The following is a 17350-nucleotide window of genomic DNA, read 5'->3' as shown; positions in this document are numbered from 1 at the left end:
GGCTTGCCCCCGGTTTCGGGAAGGGGCGGGGCTGGGGAAAGAACCTAGTCCCGCCTCGGCCGCACCAGCCCGGACTCGTACGCGATCACCACCAACTGGGCGCGATCCCGCGCCCCCAGCTTCGCCATTGCCCGATTGACGTGCGTCTTCACCGTCAGCGGGCTCACCGCGAGCCGCTCGCCGATCTCGTCGTTCGACAGCCCGCCCGCCACCTGCACCAGCACCTCCCGTTCGCGCCCCGTCAGCGCGTCGAGCCGCGCCGCGGACCCGCCCGGCCGGTCCGGGTGGGGCCCCGGGTCGCCCTGCGCGAGGAACGTGGCGATCAGCCCCTTCGTCGCGGCGGGCGACAGCAGCGACTCCCCCGCCCGCGTGATCCGGATCGCGGCCAGCAGCTCCTCCGGTTCCGCGCCCTTGCCGAGGAAGCCGGAGGCGCCCGCGCGCAGCGACTGGACCACGTACTCGTCGACCTCGAAGGTCGTCAGCATCACCACCCGCACCTGTGCGAGCGCGGGGTCGGAGCAGATCTCGCGGGTCGCGGCGAGACCGTCCGTGCCGGGCATCCGGATGTCCATCAGCACCACGTCCGGGGTGTGCAGCCGGGCGAGCTCCACCGCCTGCGCGCCGTCCGCGGCCTCCCCGATCACCGTCATGTCCGGCTCGGAGTTCACCAGCACCCGGAAGGCGCTGCGCAACAGCGCCTGGTCGTCGGCGAGCAGGACGCGAATGGGCGGCTCGGGCGTGGCGAGGAGATCGGTCATGGGGTCAGCGTAGGCGTGGCGCCCCGGCCCAGGGGCAGGGTCGCGCGGACCTGGAAGCCGGGGCCGCCGTCGGCACGGGGGCCGGCCTCGCAGGTGCCGCCGAGCGCGGTGGCGCGTTCGCGCATGCCGATCAGGCCGTGGCCGCCCGCCGGCTGCGGCGGCTGCTCCCCGCAGTGTTCGCCGTACGGCTCGCCGCCGTTGTCCAGGACGACGAGGAGGAGGGTGTCCGCACCGCGCAGCAGGGAGACCTCGGCGTGGGCGCCGGGGCCCGCGTGCTTGTGGACGTTGGTCAGCGCCTCCTGGAGCACGCGGTAGGCCGTCAGGTCGACGGCTCCGGGCAGCGGTCCGACGACGGCCGCCGCGCCGGCCGGGTCCGTGCCGCCGCCGGCCCCGTCGCCGAGGCCGGAGGTCGCCCGCACGTCGACGCGCAGGCCCGCGCGGGCGAACCCGTCGACGAGCTGGTCGAGGACGCCGAGGCCGGGGGCCGGTTCGGTGGGGGCCTCCGGGTCGCCGTACTGGCGCAGCAGGCCGACGGTGGCGCGCAGCTCGGCGAGGGCCGAGCGGCTGGCCTCGCGGACGTGGGCGAGGGCCTCCTTGGCCTGGTCGGGTCGGCTGTCCATGATGTGCGAGGCGACGCCGGCCTGGACGTTGACGAGGGCGATGTGGTGGGCGACGACGTCGTGCAGCTCGCGGGCGATGCGCAGCCGCTCCTCGGCGACCCGGCGGCTGGCCTCCGCCTCGCGGGTGCGCTCGGCCCGTACGGCCCGCTCCTCGATGGCGGCGATGTAGGCGCGGCGGCTGCGTACCGCGTCCCCGGCGGCGCCGGCCATGCCGGTCCAGGCCAGGAGGCCGACGTTCTCCTGGGCGTACCAGGGCGGCACCCCGTAGATCATGACGGCTACGGTGAGGACGGCGACGGTGACCGCGGCGATCCGCCACGCCTTGGCGCGTTCGGTGCGGGAGGTGACGGTGTAGAGGGCGATGACGACGGTCAGCGCGATCTGGGTGCGCGGCGGGTCGTCGTCGAGGGCGACGACCTCCAGGAGCGTCAGCGCGGCGGTCGCTCCGAGGACCCCGCGCGGTGCCCGGCGGCGCAGGACGAGGGCGGCGCAGGCGAGCAGGGAGAGCACGAGGAAGCCGGCACCCGGCGGACGTCCGGCGGTGAAGCGGCTGAACGCCGAGCCGAGCAGGATGGCCACGAAGACGGCCCCGGCCAGCAGGGAGTCGGCCGCGATGGGGTGCGCGCGCAGCCAGCGGTGCGGGCGGGCGAGACCGGTGACGGCGAGGGAGGTCATCAGGGTCCTCGGGTACGGGCGGAGGGCGGGCGTACCGGCGGCGCCCCTGGCCCGCGGTATCGGGGACAGGGGCACCGGTGCTGGAGTGCCGGGCCGGCCCGGGACAGCCTGATCAGCCGGGAAGGCTGGCTCAGCCGGGTCAGCCGGGGATGAGACCGTCGTCGCTGAGCATGTCCTTGACCTCGTCAAGGGTCGCGTCGGGTGCGGGAAGGATCAGCTCCGAGGGTTCGAGCGCGTCGTCGGGCAGCGGCTCGCCCAGCCGGCGCACGGCGTCGAGCAGGGCGCCGAGGGTCCGGCGGAAGCCCTCCCCGTCACCGCTCTCCATCTCTTCGAGCAGTTCGTCGTCCAGCTTGTTGAGCTCGGTGAAGTGGCCGTCGGCCAGCTTCCACTGTCCCTCCCCCATGATCCGCACGATCATGACGGTCTCCCTCGGTCGGCTACCTGGTGACGCACTGCCGGTCCTACTGCTTGTCGAAGCGCGGCTGGTCCTGCGGCCGGGCCTGCTCGGCCTGGCCCCCGGTGCCGCCCTCGATGGCCTGCTTCGGCGCGCTGCCGCCCGCCAGCTCGGCCTTCATCCGCTGGAGCTCCAGCTCGACGTCGCTGCCGCCGGAGAGGCGCTCCAGCTCGGCGGTGATGTCGTCCTTGGCGGTGCCGGTCGGGTCGTCGAGCGCGCCCGAGGCGAGCAGCTCGTCGATGGCGCCGGCGCGTGCCTGCATCTGCTGCGTCTTGTCCTCGGCCCGCTGGATGGCCATGCCGACGTCGCCCATCTCCTCGGAGATGCCCGAGAACGCCTCGCCGATGCGGGTCTGGGCCTGGGCGGCGGTGTAGGTGGCCTTGATGGTCTCCTTCTTGGTGCGGAAGGCGTCGACCTTGGCCTGGAGGCGCTGCGCCGCGAGGGTGAGCTTCTCCTCCTCGCCCTGGAGCGTGGTGTGCTGCGTCTCCAGGTCGCTGACCTGCTGCTGGAGGGCGGCGCGGCGGGAGAGCGCCTCGCGCGCCAGGTCCTCGCGGCCGAGGGCGAGGGCCTTGCGGCCCTGGTCCTCCAGCTTGGTGGACTGGCCCTGGAGCTGGTTGAGCTGGAGCTCCAGGCGCTTGCGGGACGTGGCGACGTCGGCGACGCCGCGCCGTACCTTCTGGAGCAGTTCGAGCTGCTTCTGATACGAGTAGTCGAGGGTTTCGCGCGGGTCCTCGGCCCGGTCCAGGGCCTTGTTGGCCTTCGCGCGGAAAATCATTCCCATACGCTTCATGACACCGCTCATGGGCCTCGGGCGCCCCCTTCTGACGGACTACGAACTCCAGCACATCTTGCAGACCCCACAGTACGGGCCCTGCTTCCATTACCGCACTGTTCGGGCGCCGATGCGCTCCTCCTGCAGGACGATCACAAGTTCGCCGTCCTCCGGCGGAAGGAGTAGGAGATCATCAGGGGGAACGGGTGCGCGGCCCCGCGGCCCGTCCGGTGAACACGCCGCCGTTGCCGGATCGTTCCCTTGCGGCCGGTGACCGTCCGCCGGTACCCCGTACCCTTGGGTTTTGTGTTCCGAAGCCGTTCCACTTCCAAGGATGAGCAGGCCGCCGCCACCCAGGTGAGCGCGGACCAGCCGAAGCAGCGCGACCCGCAGGCACCCAAGGGCCGCCCCACCCCCAAGCGCAGCGAGGCCACCTCGCAGCGCCGCAGCCTGGCCAGCACGCCGGCCAACCGCAAGGACGCCACCAAGCGGGCCCGCGAGGCCCGCCGGTCCGATCTGGCCAAGCAGCGCGAAGCCCTCGCCAAGGGCGACGAGCGGTTCCTGCCGGCCCGTGACAAGGGCCCGATCCGCAGCTTCGCGCGCGATTTCGTGGACGCCCGGTACTCGGTGGCGGAGTTCTTCCTGCCGCTCGCCGTGGTCATCCTCATCCTGAGCATGATCAACCAGGGCAAGTTCCAGTCGTACGTGCTGCTGGCCTGGCTGCTCGTGATCATCCTGATCGTCATCAACTCCGTGATCACGGCCGTGACGCTCAAGCGGGCGCTCAAGCAGCGCTTCCCGGACGAGAACCTGCGCGGCGCCGTGCCGTACGCCCTGATGCGCACGCTCCAGATGCGCCGGCTGCGGCTGCCCAAGCCGAAGGTCAAGCGCGGGGAGAAGCACTGAGCGGTGCCGCCTTCGCGTCCGGCTTCGGCGGTGGCGCGGAGGGCTGGCTCCGTGGGCTCGGTGGCTTACGGAACATCGTTCGTCAGGAGCTGGTGGCACGCCAGCTCGACGAACAGATAGCGGCCCGCTTCCCGGTGGGCCGCCGGCTGCGGGTCCTCGACGTGGGCCCCGGCCAGGGCACCCAGGCCCTGCGGCTGGCCCGCGCCGGCCACGAGGTGACGGGCCTGGAGTCCGACCCGCGGATGGTGGCGGCCGTGCGCGAGGCGCTGACCGCCGAGCCCGAGGGCATTCAGGAGCGGATGCGGATCGTCGAGGGCGACGGCCGCGACGCCGGCGCGCACTTCCTGCCCGGCTCCTTCGACATCGTGCTCTGCCACGGTGTCCTGATGTACGTGAGCGCGCCCGACCCGATGCTCGCCGGCCTGGCCCGGGTGCTCGCCCCCGGCGGTCTGCTCTCCCTGGTCGTGCGCAACGCCGACGCTCTGGCGATGCGGCCGGGGCTGGCCGGGGACTGGGACACCGCCCTCGCGGCCTTCGACTCCCCCGCGTACACCAACCGCCTCGGCCTGGAGGTGCGCGCCGACCGGCTGGAGACGCTGACGGCGACGCTCGCCGGGATCGGCGCCCCCCTGCACGCCTGGTACGGCATCCGGGTCTTCTGCGACCTGGCGGCCGACGGGCAGGAGCCGCCCGCCGGAGAGGCGCTGGACCGCCTGCTGGCCGCCGAGGACCGGGCGGGCCGCACCGATCCGTACCGCGCGGTGGCGGCGCTGCTGCACCTGTGCGGCGTACGGGGGTGAGCGACGGCGCGGGGGCCGCGGACGCGCACCGGATGCCTTGTCCGGCCGGACAGCGGGCCGGACGAACGTGATACTCCGAGCATGGACGTCTCCCGCGCACGGCCCCTCCCGCGCCGGCTCCTGCTGTCCGTGACCGCCGCCGCCTGCGCGGCGGCGGTGCTCGGCGGCTGCTCCGGCACCGCCGGCAGGGCGGCCCCGTCGGCCCCGGCCACCTCCTCGGGCTCACCCGCGCCCGCCCCGCCCAAGGCCCCCGGCTCGGCCGGTGATCTCCAGGCCGCCTACGAGAAGGTGGTCAAGGACGTCCTGCCGTCGGTCGTGCAGATCACCAACGGCGAGGGGCTCGGCTCCGGCGTCGTCTACGACGACAAGGGCCACATCGTCACCAACGCGCACGTCGTCGGCGACGCCAAGACCTTCAAGGTCACCCTGGCCACGGGCGGCGGCAGCGTCGGCGCCCGGCTCGTGGCGAGCTATCCCGACCAGGACCTCGCGGTCATCGTGCTCGACGACGTGCCGGGGAGCCTGAAGCCCGCCACGTTCGGCGACTCCGCAAAGGTCGAGGTGGGCCAGATCGTGCTCGCCATGGGCAACCCGCTCGGCCTGTCCAGCAGCGTCACCCAGGGCATCGTCTCGGCCGTCGGCCGTACGGTCAGCGAGGGACGGTCCGGCGGCGGCACGGGCGCCACCATCGCCAACATGGTGCAGACCTCGGCCGCGATCAACCCCGGCAACAGCGGCGGCGCCCTGGTCAATCTCGGCGGGCAGGTCATCGGCATTCCCACGCTGGCCGCCGTCGACCCCGAGCTCGGCCAGGGCGCGGCGCCCGGCATCGGCTTCGCGATCCCCGCCGCCACGGTCCGCACCATCGCCGGGCAGATCATCAGGAGCGGCAAGGTCACCGACTCCGGGCGGGCGGCGCTCGGCATCACCGGGCGGACGATCGTCGGCGCGGGGTTCGCGCCCGCCGGTGTCGCGGTGGCCGACGTCAGCCGGGACGGGGCCGCCGCCAAGGCGGGCATCAGGACGGGCGACATCATCACCCGCCTGAACAAGAACGACATCACGACCATGCAGTCGCTGTCCGAGGCGCTCGCGGGCCTCCGGCCGGGCGACCGCGCAGAGGTGACGTACGACCGCGACGGCGCCGAGCGGACCGTGACGGTCACGCTGGGCGAGATGTGAGGGCGGCCGCGGGGCGACGGGCGCCCCGCGGCCCCCGGCTCAGCTCTCGGCGGCGGCGCGCAGACTCATCACGTAGATCTGGGTGTCGTCCTCGAAGAGCGTCACTTGCTCGGCACCGCCGTCCAGGAGCTCCTTCCAGACCTCACCGATCCAGGACTCCGCGTCGCCCTGCGTGGTGAACTCCTCGGGCTCCACCGCCGGGCTCGTCTCCGTCCCGTCGGCCTTCTCGAACCGCCACGTCCACACCATGTCCGCCTCCTGAATCCTGCTGACAGTCCTGGTTACGCCGCACAGTCACATGCTGTCGCGCAGCCTAGGCCGTGTCCGGCGGGTGAAATCAAGCCCGTCCGGCGTTTGAGGACGCGCCCGCAGGGGCGCTCGCCGCCGCAGGCGCACAGACGGCCCGCGGCCGAAGACCCGCCGGACACCGCCCAACGGCCCGCCGGGAACGAGAAAGGGTGAGCCCGGCGCGCCCACGCCGGGCGGACGCGAGACGATCAGTGCGTGGAACTCACTCTCCTCGGCACCGGGGCCCCCGACGGACTCCCGCGCCCCGGCTGCCCCTGCGCGTCCTGCGCCACCGCCGTCGGCGACGAGGCGCGGGCCGCGACCGCGCTCCTCGTCGACGCGGCCCTGCTCCTCGACCTGACCCCGGGCCCGGCCTTCGCGGCCGCCCGCGCGGGGCGGTCGATCGCCGGGGTGCGGCAGGTGCTGCTCTCCCACCCGCACGACGGGCCCGTCGTGGAGTTCCCGGCGGGGCTGCCCGCGCCGGTGCGGGTACCGGACGGCCGCGAGCTGTCGGTGATCAGCGGGCACCGGGTACGGGCGGTGGCCCTGGACGCGCCGGGCACCGGCTACGAGGTGACGGGCCCGGACGGGGACCGGCTGCTCTACCTCCCGCCTGGCACGGCACCCGCCGGGCTCAACGGCCCGTTCGAGACTCCCGGCCCGTACGACATGGTGCTGCTCGACGTGCTCGGCCGGCCGGACGCCCTCGCCCGGCTGCGCGGCGCCGGCGCGGTCACCGCCACCACCGACGTCCTCGGCGTCCACATCGACCACGACGTACCGCCGGGCCGTGAGCTGCACCGGCGGCTGGCGGCGGCGGGCGCGCGGACCGTTCCCGACGGCACGACGCTGGTGGTCGGCGACTACCACGCGGTGCCCGACCTGCCGCGCCGCACGCTCGTGCTGGGCGGCGCCCGGTCCGGCAAGTCGGTGGAGGCCGAGCGGCGGCTGGAGTCCTTCCCCGACGTGCTGTACGTCGCCACCGGCGGCACGCGCGAGGGCGACGCCGACTGGGCGACGCGGGTGGCCCTGCACCGCGATCGCCGGCCGGGCTCCTGGCGCACGGCCGAGACCCGCGACCTGGTCCCCCTGCTGACCTCGGACGGCCCGCCGCTGCTGATCGACTGCCTGGCGCTGTGGCTGACGGACGCGATGGACGCCGTCGGCGCCTGGTCGGACGAGACCTGGGAGAACGGTGGCGCGGCCGCGCTGGCCGAGCGGGTGGCGGCCCTGGCGACAGCGCTGCGCGGCACGGCCCGCACGGTCGTCCTGGTCAGCAACGAGGTCGGCTCGGGCGTCGTCCCGGCCACGTCCTCGGGCCGCCGCTTCCGCGACGAACTGGGCCGCGTGAACGCCATCCTGGCGAGGGAGTGCGAGCGGGTGGTCCTGGTGGTGGCGGGCCAGGCGTTGCCGTTGCGGTGACCCTCTGGATTTCCAGCCCGTCCGGCGATTGAGGACAGCCTGGACCTTCTCCCACAGACCGGTAGTGTTCAGCGGATGAGCGGTCTGAATCTTGATGACTTCGCCACACTGATCGAGCGCCCCGACCCCGGAACCCGGCGGGACGCCGAATCGCGGCGCGAGCGCCTCGCTCCGCGCCCCGGCGCGCTGGGCCGTCTGGACGAGCTGGGCGAGTGGCTCGCCGCCGCGCAGGGAGCCGTGCCGGCCAGGCCCGTCGCGCGGGTCACCGCCCTGCTGTTCGCCGGCGACCACGGCGTCGCCGAGCTCGGCGTGTCGGCCGGCCCGGCCGGTGGCGCCCGGGAGCTCGTACGGGCCGCGCTGGACGGCGGGAGCCCGGCGGCGGTCCTGGCCCGGCAGTTCGGGGCGCGGCTGCGCGTCGTCGACATGTCGGTGGACTGCGACCCGGCCGAACTGCCCGAGGACGTCACCCGCCACCGGGTGCGGCGCGGCTCGGGCCGTATCGACGTCGAGGACGCGCTGACCGCCGAGGAGGCCGAGGCGGCGTTCCGGGCCGGCATGGCCATCGCCGACGAGGAGGCGGACGCCGGTACGGACCTGGTGGTGCTGGGCGACCTCAGCGTGGGCGGCACCACCGCCGCCGGCACGCTGATCGGCGCCCTGTGCGGCACGGACGCGTCCGTGGTCACCGGCCGCGGCGGCGCGGGCATCGACGACCTGGCGTGGATGCGCAAGTGCGCGGCGATCCGGGACGCGCTGCGCCGGGCCCGCCCGGTCCTCGGGGACCAGCTGCGGCTGCTGGCGGCGACCGGCGGCGCGGATCTCGCGGCGACCACGGGTTTCCTGCTGCAGAGCGCGGTGCGCCGCACCCCCGTCGTCCTCGACGGAGTCGTCTCCGCGGCGTGCGCCCTGGTCGCGCAGCGGGTGGCGTTCCGGGCGCCGGACTGGTGGCTGGCCGGTCAGGCGAGCGGCGATCCGGCGCAGGCCAAGGCACTGGACCGGATGGCGCTCAACCCTTTGCTCGATCACGGCGTCACAGTGGGCGAGGGGACAGGGGCGCTGCTCGCTCTGCCACTGGTGCAGGCGGCCGCGGCCCTGGCGGCGGAACTCCCCGAACGCGCCTGACGGCCCACGCCGAAGGCGCCCCATTCGGACTCCCGTCGCAGACAGTGCCCCATATGCTCACTTTTCATGGGAGAAGTCCGCTTGACTCCGGATGAAGGCGCGCGGAATGGCCTCTGGCCGCGGCGCGCCGCCGCTTTCGCCGTGTGGTACCTACGCGTCGTCACGTTCCTCAATCTCCTCGGCGCGGTGTGGGTGTCGTTCGGCGCGGACATCCGCCGGCACAACGTCGAGGAGTTCTTCACCCCCTATCTGCTGACGGCGGGCTTCGCGTCGGCGCTGTGGTCGCTGGTCATGGCGGTCACGCTGCGCCGGCGCAAGCGCGCCTCGTGGATCCTGAACCTGGTGCTGGCCGGGCTGCTCCTGGTGCTGCTGGCCTTCGCGATGTACTTCCCGGAGTTCCACCGGCACCCGCTGAACTGGTTCTCGCTGGTGGCCACCGGACTGTTCGTGGCCGCGCTGCTGGTGGGCCGCCGCGAGTTCTACGCCAAGGGCGACCGCGCCAATCCCCGGCTCGCCGCGATCGTGGCGGCCGGCGGCCTGCTCGTCACGTCGCTGATCGCCACCCTGCTGGTGACGGTCACCAACGAGGCCCGGGACGACTACCGCTCGACCTTCCTCGACCGCTGGCACTACGGGTTCATGCGGCTGGTCTCGCTCGCCGCGGACGACGCGCACTATCCGGGCATCGCCACGCCGGGCTGGGTCGACGTCTTCATCAACGTGATGAGCATGTTCCTGCTGCTGCTCGTCGTGTACGCCGCCTTCCGCGCGCGGCGCGCCACGGACCCGCTGAGCACCGAGGACGAGGAGCGGCTGCGCGCCCTGCTCGACCGGCACGGCGACCGCGACTCCCTGGGCTACTTCGCGCTGCGCCGGGAGAAGAGCGTCCTGTGGTCCCCGTCCGGCAAGGCCGCGGTCACCTACCGGGTGATCGGCGGCGTGTCCCTCGCCTCCGGCGACCCCATCGGCGACCCCGAGGCGTGGCCCGGCGCCATCGAGCCCTGGCTGACCGAGGCCCGCGAGCACGGCTGGATCCCGGCCGTGATGGGCGCGAGCGAGGAGGGCGGCACCATCTACGCCCGGCACGGCCTGGACGCCCTGGAGCTCGGCGACGAGGCCATCGTGGACACCGACGAGTTCACCCTGGACGGGCGCGCGATGCGCACCGTCCGCCAGGCGTACAACCGGGTCAAGCGCGCCGGCTACACCGTGCGGATCCGCCGCCACGAGGACATCCCCGACGAGGAGATGGCCGAGCTGCTGCGCCGCGCCGACGACTGGCGCGACGGCGCGACCGAGCGCGGCTTCTCCATGGCGCTGGGCCGGCTCGGCGACCCGGGCGACGGCCGCTGCGTGATGCTGGAGTGCCATGACGGCGACGGCGAGCTGCGGGCGCTGCTGAGCTTCGTGCCGTGGGGGCCCAAGGGCCTCTCGCTCGACCTGATGCGGCGTGACCGCGACTCCGAGAACGGCCTGATGGAGTTCATGGTCATCGAGCTGCTGCAGCGGGCGCAGGCGCTCGGCATCGTCCGGGTGTCACTGAACTTCGCGATGTTCCGCGCGGTCTTCGAGCGGGGTTCCAAGCTCGGCGCCGGACCGGTGCTGCGCATGTGGCGTTCGCTGCTCAGCTTCTTCTCCCGCTGGTGGCAGATCGAATCGCTCTACCGTGCAAATGCGAAATACCGCCCCATCTGGGAACCTCGTTTCATGCTCTTCGAGAAGAGTGGCGATCTGCTGCGGATCGGGATCGCCGGCGCACGGGCGGAAGGCTTCCTGGAGGCTCCCGGCCTGCCCAAGTGGCTCAACCGAAAGCACCTGGAGAGCCCGCGATGAACCGCGCGGCGCTGCGTCGCGCCGCGCGCACCGAATGGGGACCGCTCGTCCGGACCGTACGGCGGGCGGTCACCCATGACCGGCTCCGGGCCATCCCGATGACGCTGTCGGCGGTGGGCCTGACGGCGGTCTTCCAGATCGTCCAGAACCAGCCCTGGGGCTTCGAGCCCGTACAGCGGCTGGGCTCGGTGCAGGCACAGCTGCCCTGGTGGCTGGCGCTGCTGCGGACGCCGCTGTCGCTGTTCGTACCGGCGCTGGACCTACCGGTGTGGGGCGCGCTGGCGCAGGTCCTGCTGGTGTTCGGGATCGCCGAGATCTCTCTGGGCAAGTGGCGCACGCTGGCCATCTCCTACGTCGCCACGCTCACCGGGACGATGTACGCGCGGCTGGCCGTCCACCTCGGGCCGGACTCGGTGTTCGGCCTGCCGGCGGACGCCGCCAAGGTCATCGACACCGGCCCGTCGGCGGCGGTGGTGGGACTGGCGGTGTACGTCTCCTGGCGCTACCGCGCCTGGTTCACCTGCGCGGTCGTCGTCCTGGCCATGGCCGTCGAGGTGGTACTCAAGCCCAACCTGGCGGGCAAGGAGCACATCGCGGCGGTCGCCGCGATGCTCACGCTGTGCGCGGTGGACGAGGTGCGCCGGCTGCGCAAGCCCCGGCGGGACGCCTACGCCTCCTCCGGTCAGCGGTCGGGGGCGCCCGCCAGCAGGTCGTGAAGCCGGTTGCGGGCGGCCTCCCAGCGCGCGTCGTGCCGGAAGGCGCGCACCCGTGCCTTGCGGCGCGCCCGTGGCCGGTGGCGGTAGAACCGCCGCGCCCAGGGTGAGCCGGGGCGGGCCAGCCGTACCGCGCCCACGATCGCGACGAACGGCACCACGCAGCCGAGCACGGCCATCCGCGGCTTGCCCTTGGCCAGGGCGAAGAGCGCGACGAGGAAGTTGATCAGGACGTTGGTGACCACCACGCCACGGTCGTGCAGCTCCTCCGAGGTCAGCTCGTTGACCCCGAACGGCAGGAACCCGGCGAGCATCAGCATCACCAGGGACGCCGTCAGCACCACGATCTCGACGCTCTTTCGGCCCTGCTCGGTCCAGTACACGTCGTCCAGGTGCAGGACGAGCGCGAACTCGTCCAGCACCAGCCCGGCACCGGCCCCGAACACCACCGCCGCCACCGCCGCCCCGAAGCCGTGCCGACCGGAGGCGACCGCCGCGAAACCGCCGACCACCATCAGCACCACGCCGGGCACCACATGGTGGACGTGCAGGCCGCCGGGGCTGACGTTGCGGAAGGGGCCCTTGCCCGCGCGGATCAGCCGGGTGATGATCCGCGTGACCAGAAAGGTCAGCACGAACGAGGCCAGCGCGAGCAGCAGCGGGAGCTTCCCCGGTTCGACGATGTTGCGCTGCCACCAATGACCCATGCCTCACCCGTTTCCGTCGCCCCCCGACCGGCAACCTACTGCCCTCGCCGGGCGGGATAGTGTGCCCGCGATGACCGACACGACACCCGCTTCCGCCGGCCCCGGCGACGCGTTCCGCTTCGCCTTCGGCACGCTGACCGTGCTGCCCGTGCGCGTCACCCGCTGGGACCGCGGCGCCGCCCGCGGCGGCATGCTCGCCGCACCCCTCGCGGGGCTGGTCGTGGGCGGTTGCGCGGCCGCGGCCGGGCTGCTGCTGCTGGCCCTGGGCGGCAGCCCGATGATGGCCGCGGTGGCCGGCGTGGCGGTGCCCGCAGTCCTCACGCGCGGACTCCACTTGGACGGTCTCGCGGATGTCGCGGACGGGCTCGGCAGCGGCCGGCCGGCGGCCGACGCGCTGCGGATCATGAAGCAGTCCGACATCGGGCCGTTCGGTGTCGTGACCCTCCTGCTGACCCTTCTCGGACAGGTCGCCGCGCTCACCGGGCTGTACGCCGCGGGCTGGGAACGCGGCGCCGTCGCGGCGGTCGTGGCCGCGCTCGCCGCCCGCTGCTCCCTGACCCTCGCCTCCCGCGCCGGGGTGCCACCCGCGCGCCCCGACGGGCTGGGCGCGGCGGTGGCCGGTGTGGTCCCGGCCGGCGCCGCGCTGCTGGTGGCGGCCCTGGTCGTGGCCGCGGCGGTGGGCGCCGGCGCGCTGTCCGGTCGGTACGACGCGGTGCGCGCGGGCGGCGCGGCGCTGCTCGCGCTCGGCGCCGGCGAACTGCTGCTGCGGCGCTGCGTACGGCGGTTCGGCGGGGTGACCGGTGACGTCTTCGGCGCTCTCGCGGAGACCGCGGCGACCGCGGCGCTGCTCGTCCTCGCCCTCGGCTAGGCGGTGTCCGGCGGGTCTCCGGCTGCGGGCCGCCGTCTTTGCCGCGTGTTGCCGCGTGCGGCAGCGAGCGCGCCCTGCGGGTCTCCGACTGCGGGCCGCCGTCTTTGCCGCCTGCGGCGGCGGGCGCCCTGCGGGCGCGTCCTCAATCGCCGGACCGGCTTGATTGTGGCTGGGCTCAGCCCCCTTCAGCCCGTCCGGCGTTTGAGGACACCGCCGCGCAGCGGTCGGTGCGCACGACACGGCCCGCAGCAACCCGCTCACATGACCCGCCGGACACCGCCCAGGACCCGCACCCGGCTCGTACCGGACGATCCGCCCGCCGACAGCGCTAGTTTGGGGGCGGACCCGAGCCCGGTGGCCCGGAGCGCCCCGGCATACGATGCCCAGGGTGCGGCCGGCCCACCCATCGGCCGAGGAACTCAACGGAAGTAGGGACCCCACCACCGTGTCTGCTCTGACTCTCAGCACTTCCAGTGCGGCGACGCTGCGCGCGGACGCCATCGTCGTCGGTGTGACCAAGGGCCCGAAGGGTCCCGTCGTCGCCTCCGGCGCCGAAGCCGTGGACAAGGCGTTCGACGGCAAGCTCGCCACCGTCCTGGAGACCCTCGGCGCCACGGGCGGCGAGGGTGAGGCGACCAAGCTCCCCGCCCCGTCCGGGCTCAAGGCCCCGGTCGTGCTGGCGGTCGGGCTCGGCGACGCCCCCGCGAAGGACGAGGGCTTCGACCACGAGGCGCTGCGCCGGGCGGCCGGCACCGCGGCCCGCGCGCTGACGGGCACCAAGAAGGCCGGGTTCGCCCTGCCCACCGAGGACGCGGAGGCCGCCGCGGCCATCGCCGAGGGCGCCCTGCTCGGCGCGTACTCCTACGACGCCGCGCGCGTCAACGGCAAGAAGGACGCGCAGAAGAACGCGCCGCTGGCCGAGATCGCGCTGCTGGGCACCAAGCCCCGCGACAAGGCGTTCAAGGCCGCCGCCGAGCGCGCCACGGTGGTGTGCGAGGAGGTCAACCGCGCCCGCGACCTGATCAACATGCCGCCGAACGACCTGCACCCCAAGTCGTTCGCCGCCACTGCCCAGGCCGCCGGCAAGGAGTACGGCCTCAAGGTCGAGGTGCTCGACGAGAAGGCGCTGCTCAAGGGCGGCTTCGGCGGCCTGATGGGCGTCGGCCAGGGCTCCACGGTGCCGCCGCGCCTGGTCCGCGTCGCCTACACCCACCCCAAGGCGGAGAAGACCCTGGCCCTGGTCGGCAAGGGCATCACCTACGACTCGGGCGGCATCTCCCTGAAGCCGGCCGGCCACAACGAGACCATGAAGTGCGACATGAGCGGCGCCGCCGCCGTGTTCGGCGCGGTCGTTGCCGCCGCCCGCCTGGGCCTGCGGGTCAACGTCACGGGCTGGCTGGCCCTCGCCGAGAACATGCCCTCGGGCAGCGCCACCCGCCCGGGTGACGTGCTGCGGATGTACGGCGGCAAGACCGTCGAGGTCCTCAACACCGACGCCGAGGGCCGGCTGGTCCTGGCCGACGCCCTGGTGCGCGCCTCGGAGGAGAACCCCGACGCGATCGTGGACGTCGCCACCCTCACGGGTGCCATGGTCCTCGCGCTCGGCAACCGCACGTTCGGTGTCATGGCCAACGACGACGCCTTCCGCACCTCGCTCTACGAGATCGCCGAGGAGGTCGGCGAGCCGGCGTGGCCCATGCCGATGCCGGCCGAGCTGCGCAAGAGCATGGACTCCCCCGTCGCCGACTTCGCCAACATCGGCGAGCGGATGGGCGGCGGCCTGCTGGCCGGCGTCTTCCTGAAGGAGTTCGTGGGCGAGGGCATCACCTGGGCCCACCTGGACATCGCGGGCCCTGCCTACCACGAGAGCGCGCCGTTCGGCTACACCCCGAAGGGCGGCACCGGCTCCGCCGTGCGCACCCTGGTCCGTCTGGCGGAGTACACCGCCGACGGCGACCTGGGCTGAGCCTTTCGTAGGTTCGTACGGTTTCGGCCGACCCCGGGTGTTTTCGCCCGGGGCCGGCCGGCGGCCGTTCGCCCTGAACGAAATCCACCGCGTCGTACGCGTGAGTAACCCGTGAAGGTGACGCATCAGTCGCCCCACAGCCCGGCCCGGCGTCCCGCCGTCCGTCAACAAGTGCGAAGATGTTGTCTCGGCAGGACAGGGCCCCCCTTGACCCAGGGCCGAAGCAACAGCGGCCGAACAACAGCCGCCGCCCGGTCACCGTTGACCGGCACGGCGTACCCATGCATGGAGGACGTGACGTGGCGAACGACGCCAGCACCGTTTTCGACCTAGTGATCCTCGGAGGCGGTAGCGGCGGTTACGCCGCTGCCCTGCGCGGAGCGCAGCTGGGTCTGGACGTCGCTCTGATCGAGAAGGACAAGCTGGGCGGCACCTGCCTGCACAACGGCTGCATCCCTACCAAGGCGCTGCTGCACGCCGGTGAGATCGCCGATCAGGCTCGCGAAGCCGCGCAGTTCGGTGTCAAGGCCACCTTCGAGGGCATCGACATCGCGGGCGTCCAGAAGTACAAGGACGACGTGATCTCGGGCCTGTACAAGGGCCTGCAGGGTCTGGTCGCCTCCCGCAAGGTCACCTACGTGGCCGGCGAGGGCCGCCTCTCCTCCCCGACGTCCGTGGACGTCAACGGCCAGCGCTACACCGGCCGCCACGTCCTGCTCGCGACCGGCTCCGTGCCGAAGTCGCTGCCGGGCCTGACCATCGACGGCAACCGCGTCATCTCCTCGGACCACGCGCTGGTCCTGGACCGCGTGCCGAAGTCCGCGATCGTGCTGGGCGGCGGCGTCATCGGCGTCGAGTTCGCCTCCGCGTGGAAGTCCTTCGGCACCGACGTCACCATCGTCGAGGCGCTTCCGCACCTCGTCCCGGTCGAGGACGAGAACAGCTCCAAGCTGCTGGAGCGCGCCTTCCGCAAGCGCGGCATCAACTTCTCCCTCGGTTCCCGCTTCTCCGGCGTGGAGTACACCGCCGACGGGGTGAAGGTCTCGCTGGAGAACGGCAAGACCTTCGAGGCCGAGCTGCTGCTCGTCGCCGTCGGCCGCGGCCCGGTCTCCCAGGGCCTGGGCTACGAGGAGGCCGGGGTCGCCATGGACCGCGGCTACGTCCTGGTGGACGGCTACATGCGCACCAACGTGGAGACCATCTCCGCCGTCGGTGACCTCGTCCCGACCCTCCAGCTCGCGCACGTCGGCTTCGCCGAGGGCATCCTGGTTGCGGAGCGTCTGGCCGGGCTCAAGCCCGTACCGGTCGACTACGACGGCGTGCCGCGCGTCACGTACTGCCACCCCGAGGTCGCCTCCGTCGGTATCACCGAGGCGAAGGCCAAGGAGCTGTACGGCGCCGACAAGGTCGTCACTCTGAAGTACAACCTCGCGGGCAACGGCAAGAGCAAGATCCTCAAGACCGCGGGCGAGATCAAGCTCGTCCAGGTGCGGGACGGTGCCGTGGTCGGCGTCCACATGGTCGGCGACCGTATGGGTGAGCAGGTCGGCGAAGCCCAGCTGATCTACAACTGGGAGGCGCTGCCGGCCGAGGTCGCGCAGCTCATCCACGCGCACCCGACGCAGAACGAGGCTCTCGGCGAGGCCCACCTGGCCCTGGCCGGGAAGCCGCTGCACTCGCACGACTAGGTCCCGAGCGCACCACCATCCGCACTACTCGTAAGGAGCAACCGCAACCATGGCGGTTTCCGTAACACTGCCGGCGCTCGGCGAGAGCGTGTCCGAGGGCACCGTCACCCGCTGGCTCAAGGCCGAGGGTGAGCGCGTCGAGGCCGACGAGCCGCTGCTCGAGGTCTCCACCGACAAGGTCGACACCGAGATCCCGGCCCCCGCGTCCGGCATCCTGGCCTCCATCAAGGTCGCCGAGGACGAGACGGTCGAGGTCGGCGCCGAGCTGGCCATCATCGACGACGGCACCGGTGCCGCCGCCGAGGCCCCGGCCGCCACCGAGGCGCCCGCCGAGGCCCCCGCCGCTCCGGCCGAGGCTCCGGCCCCGGTCGCCGAGGCCCCCGCCGCCCCCGCCGAGGAGGCCCCCGCGGCCCCCGCCGCCGGTGCTGCCGAGGGCACCCCGGTCGTGCTCCCCGCCCTGGGCGAGTCCGTGACCGAGGGCACCGTCACCCGCTGGCTGAAGCAGGTCGGCGAGAGCGTCGAGGTCGACGAGCCGCTGCTCGAGGTCTCCACCGACAAGGTCGACACCGAGATCCC

The 17350-nt window shown here is 73.2% G+C and carries 17 protein-coding genes; 11 read left to right on the top strand and 6 right to left on the bottom strand.

Annotated features, from left to right (window positions below):
- Window positions 1–44: 44 nt before the first annotated feature.
- The 4 genes from J7E86_RS06625 to J7E86_RS06610 form a co-directional block, all read right to left on the bottom strand.
- Window positions 45–758, bottom strand: coding sequence for a response regulator transcription factor (locus J7E86_RS06625; protein WP_215080571.1), 714 nt, complete (start codon window positions 756–758; stop codon window positions 45–47).
- Entirely contained in the window at window positions 755–2053 is a 1299-nt protein-coding gene (locus tag J7E86_RS06620) for a sensor histidine kinase (RefSeq protein ID WP_215080570.1), read from the bottom strand. Before J7E86_RS06620 ends, J7E86_RS06625 begins: the two co-directional genes overlap by 4 nt.
- A 139-nt stretch (window positions 2054–2192) precedes the next feature.
- Window positions 2193–2471, bottom strand: coding sequence for a hypothetical protein (locus J7E86_RS06615; protein ID WP_215080569.1), 279 nt, complete (start codon window positions 2469–2471; stop codon window positions 2193–2195).
- Between the two features lie 43 nt (window positions 2472–2514).
- The gene (locus J7E86_RS06610; protein WP_215080568.1) at window positions 2515–3309 is read right to left on the bottom strand and encodes a PspA/IM30 family protein; all 795 of its coding nucleotides are present in this window, start codon (window positions 3307–3309) and stop codon (window positions 2515–2517) included.
- Window positions 3310–3585: 276 nt separating this feature from the next.
- Between J7E86_RS06610 and J7E86_RS06605 the strand changes: the two genes are divergently transcribed.
- The 3 genes from J7E86_RS06605 to J7E86_RS06595 all read left to right on the top strand — a co-directional run bounded on the left by J7E86_RS06605 (window position 3586) and on the right by J7E86_RS06595 (window position 6167).
- A complete protein-coding gene (locus J7E86_RS06605; protein WP_215080567.1) occupies window positions 3586–4185 on the top strand; it encodes a DUF3043 domain-containing protein in 600 nt (199 codons plus the stop codon).
- Between the two features lie 92 nt (window positions 4186–4277).
- Window positions 4278–4985, top strand: a complete 708-nt coding sequence (locus J7E86_RS06600) for a methyltransferase domain-containing protein (RefSeq protein WP_215080566.1) — start codon at window positions 4278–4280, stop codon at window positions 4983–4985.
- An 81-nt stretch (window positions 4986–5066) separates the two neighbouring features.
- Window positions 5067–6167, top strand: a complete 1101-nt coding sequence (locus tag J7E86_RS06595) for a S1C family serine protease (RefSeq protein ID WP_215080565.1) — start codon at window positions 5067–5069, stop codon at window positions 6165–6167.
- A gap of 39 nt (window positions 6168–6206) precedes the next feature.
- Here J7E86_RS06595 and J7E86_RS06590 read toward each other — a convergent pair whose 3' ends face one another.
- A complete protein-coding gene (locus J7E86_RS06590; RefSeq protein WP_215080564.1) occupies window positions 6207–6416 on the bottom strand; it encodes a hypothetical protein in 210 nt (69 codons plus the stop codon).
- A 255-nt stretch (window positions 6417–6671) separates the two neighbouring features.
- On the opposite strand from J7E86_RS06590, the gene J7E86_RS06585 reads away from it, so the two are divergent.
- The 4 genes from J7E86_RS06585 to J7E86_RS06570 all read left to right on the top strand — a co-directional run bounded on the left by J7E86_RS06585 (window position 6672) and on the right by J7E86_RS06570 (window position 11548).
- Window positions 6672–7877, top strand: coding sequence for a bifunctional adenosylcobinamide kinase/adenosylcobinamide-phosphate guanylyltransferase (locus J7E86_RS06585; RefSeq protein WP_215080563.1), 1206 nt, complete (start codon window positions 6672–6674; stop codon window positions 7875–7877).
- Window positions 7878–7952: 75 nt separating this feature from the next.
- Window positions 7953–8999 (top strand): nicotinate-nucleotide--dimethylbenzimidazole phosphoribosyltransferase, encoded by a 1047-nt coding sequence (gene cobT, locus J7E86_RS06580; RefSeq protein ID WP_215080562.1) that lies wholly within the window; start codon window positions 7953–7955, stop codon window positions 8997–8999.
- 66 nt (window positions 9000–9065) lie between these two features.
- A complete protein-coding gene (locus J7E86_RS06575) occupies window positions 9066–10832 on the top strand; it encodes a phosphatidylglycerol lysyltransferase domain-containing protein (protein ID WP_215080561.1) in 1767 nt (588 codons plus the stop codon).
- Entirely contained in the window at window positions 10829–11548 is a 720-nt protein-coding gene (locus tag J7E86_RS06570) for a hypothetical protein (RefSeq protein ID WP_215080560.1), read from the top strand. Before J7E86_RS06575 ends, J7E86_RS06570 begins: the two co-directional genes overlap by 4 nt.
- Here the strand turns inward: J7E86_RS06570 and J7E86_RS06565 are convergent.
- Entirely contained in the window at window positions 11515–12252 is a 738-nt protein-coding gene (locus tag J7E86_RS06565) for a hypothetical protein (RefSeq protein WP_215080559.1), read from the bottom strand. The genes J7E86_RS06570 and J7E86_RS06565 overlap by 34 nt on opposite strands.
- A gap of 70 nt (window positions 12253–12322) precedes the next feature.
- Between J7E86_RS06565 and J7E86_RS06560 the strand changes: the two genes are divergently transcribed.
- The 4 genes from J7E86_RS06560 to J7E86_RS06545 all read left to right on the top strand — a co-directional run.
- Window positions 12323–13120, top strand: coding sequence for an adenosylcobinamide-GDP ribazoletransferase (locus J7E86_RS06560; protein ID WP_215080558.1), 798 nt, complete (start codon window positions 12323–12325; stop codon window positions 13118–13120).
- 445 nt (window positions 13121–13565) lie between these two features.
- On the top strand, window positions 13566–15086 hold the full coding sequence (locus J7E86_RS06555; RefSeq protein WP_215080557.1) for a leucyl aminopeptidase: 1521 nt from the start codon (window positions 13566–13568) through the stop codon (window positions 15084–15086).
- 299 nt (window positions 15087–15385) lie between these two features.
- On the top strand, window positions 15386–16774 hold the full coding sequence (gene lpdA / locus J7E86_RS06550; protein ID WP_215080556.1) for a dihydrolipoyl dehydrogenase: 1389 nt from the start codon (window positions 15386–15388) through the stop codon (window positions 16772–16774).
- 49 nt (window positions 16775–16823) lie between these two features.
- On the top strand, window positions 16824–17350 hold a 527-nt coding region (locus tag J7E86_RS06545; protein WP_285439653.1), incomplete at its 3' end, for a biotin/lipoyl-containing protein.

The sequence above is a fragment of the Streptomyces sp. ISL-11 genome (assembly GCF_018614525.1).
Classification (GTDB): domain Bacteria; phylum Actinomycetota; class Actinomycetes; order Streptomycetales; family Streptomycetaceae; genus Streptomyces.
This window is presented reverse-complemented; position numbering and strand designations above follow the sequence as displayed.

Coding starts and splice junctions, on each gene's coding strand:
- J7E86_RS06595 (WP_215080565.1), top strand. CDS start 5,067: ATGGACGTCTCCCGCGCACGGCCCCTCCCGCGCCGGCTCCTGCTGTCC.
- J7E86_RS06560 (WP_215080558.1), top strand. CDS start 12,323: ATGACCGACACGACACCCGCTTCCGCCGGCCCCGGCGACGCGTTCCGC.
- J7E86_RS06610 (WP_215080568.1), bottom strand. CDS start 3,309: ATGAGCGGTGTCATGAAGCGTATGGGAATGATTTTCCGCGCGAAGGCC.
- J7E86_RS06575 (WP_215080561.1), top strand. CDS start 9,066: ATGGGAGAAGTCCGCTTGACTCCGGATGAAGGCGCGCGGAATGGCCTC.
- cobT (WP_215080562.1), top strand. CDS start 7,953: ATGAGCGGTCTGAATCTTGATGACTTCGCCACACTGATCGAGCGCCCC.
- J7E86_RS06620 (WP_215080570.1), bottom strand. CDS start 2,053: ATGACCTCCCTCGCCGTCACCGGTCTCGCCCGCCCGCACCGCTGGCTG.
- J7E86_RS06625 (WP_215080571.1), bottom strand. CDS start 758: ATGACCGATCTCCTCGCCACGCCCGAGCCGCCCATTCGCGTCCTGCTC.
- J7E86_RS06615 (WP_215080569.1), bottom strand. CDS start 2,471: ATGATCGTGCGGATCATGGGGGAGGGACAGTGGAAGCTGGCCGACGGC.
- J7E86_RS06590 (WP_215080564.1), bottom strand. CDS start 6,416: ATGGTGTGGACGTGGCGGTTCGAGAAGGCCGACGGGACGGAGACGAGC.
- J7E86_RS06570 (WP_215080560.1), top strand. CDS start 10,829: ATGAACCGCGCGGCGCTGCGTCGCGCCGCGCGCACCGAATGGGGACCG.
- J7E86_RS06565 (WP_215080559.1), bottom strand. CDS start 12,252: ATGGGTCATTGGTGGCAGCGCAACATCGTCGAACCGGGGAAGCTCCCG.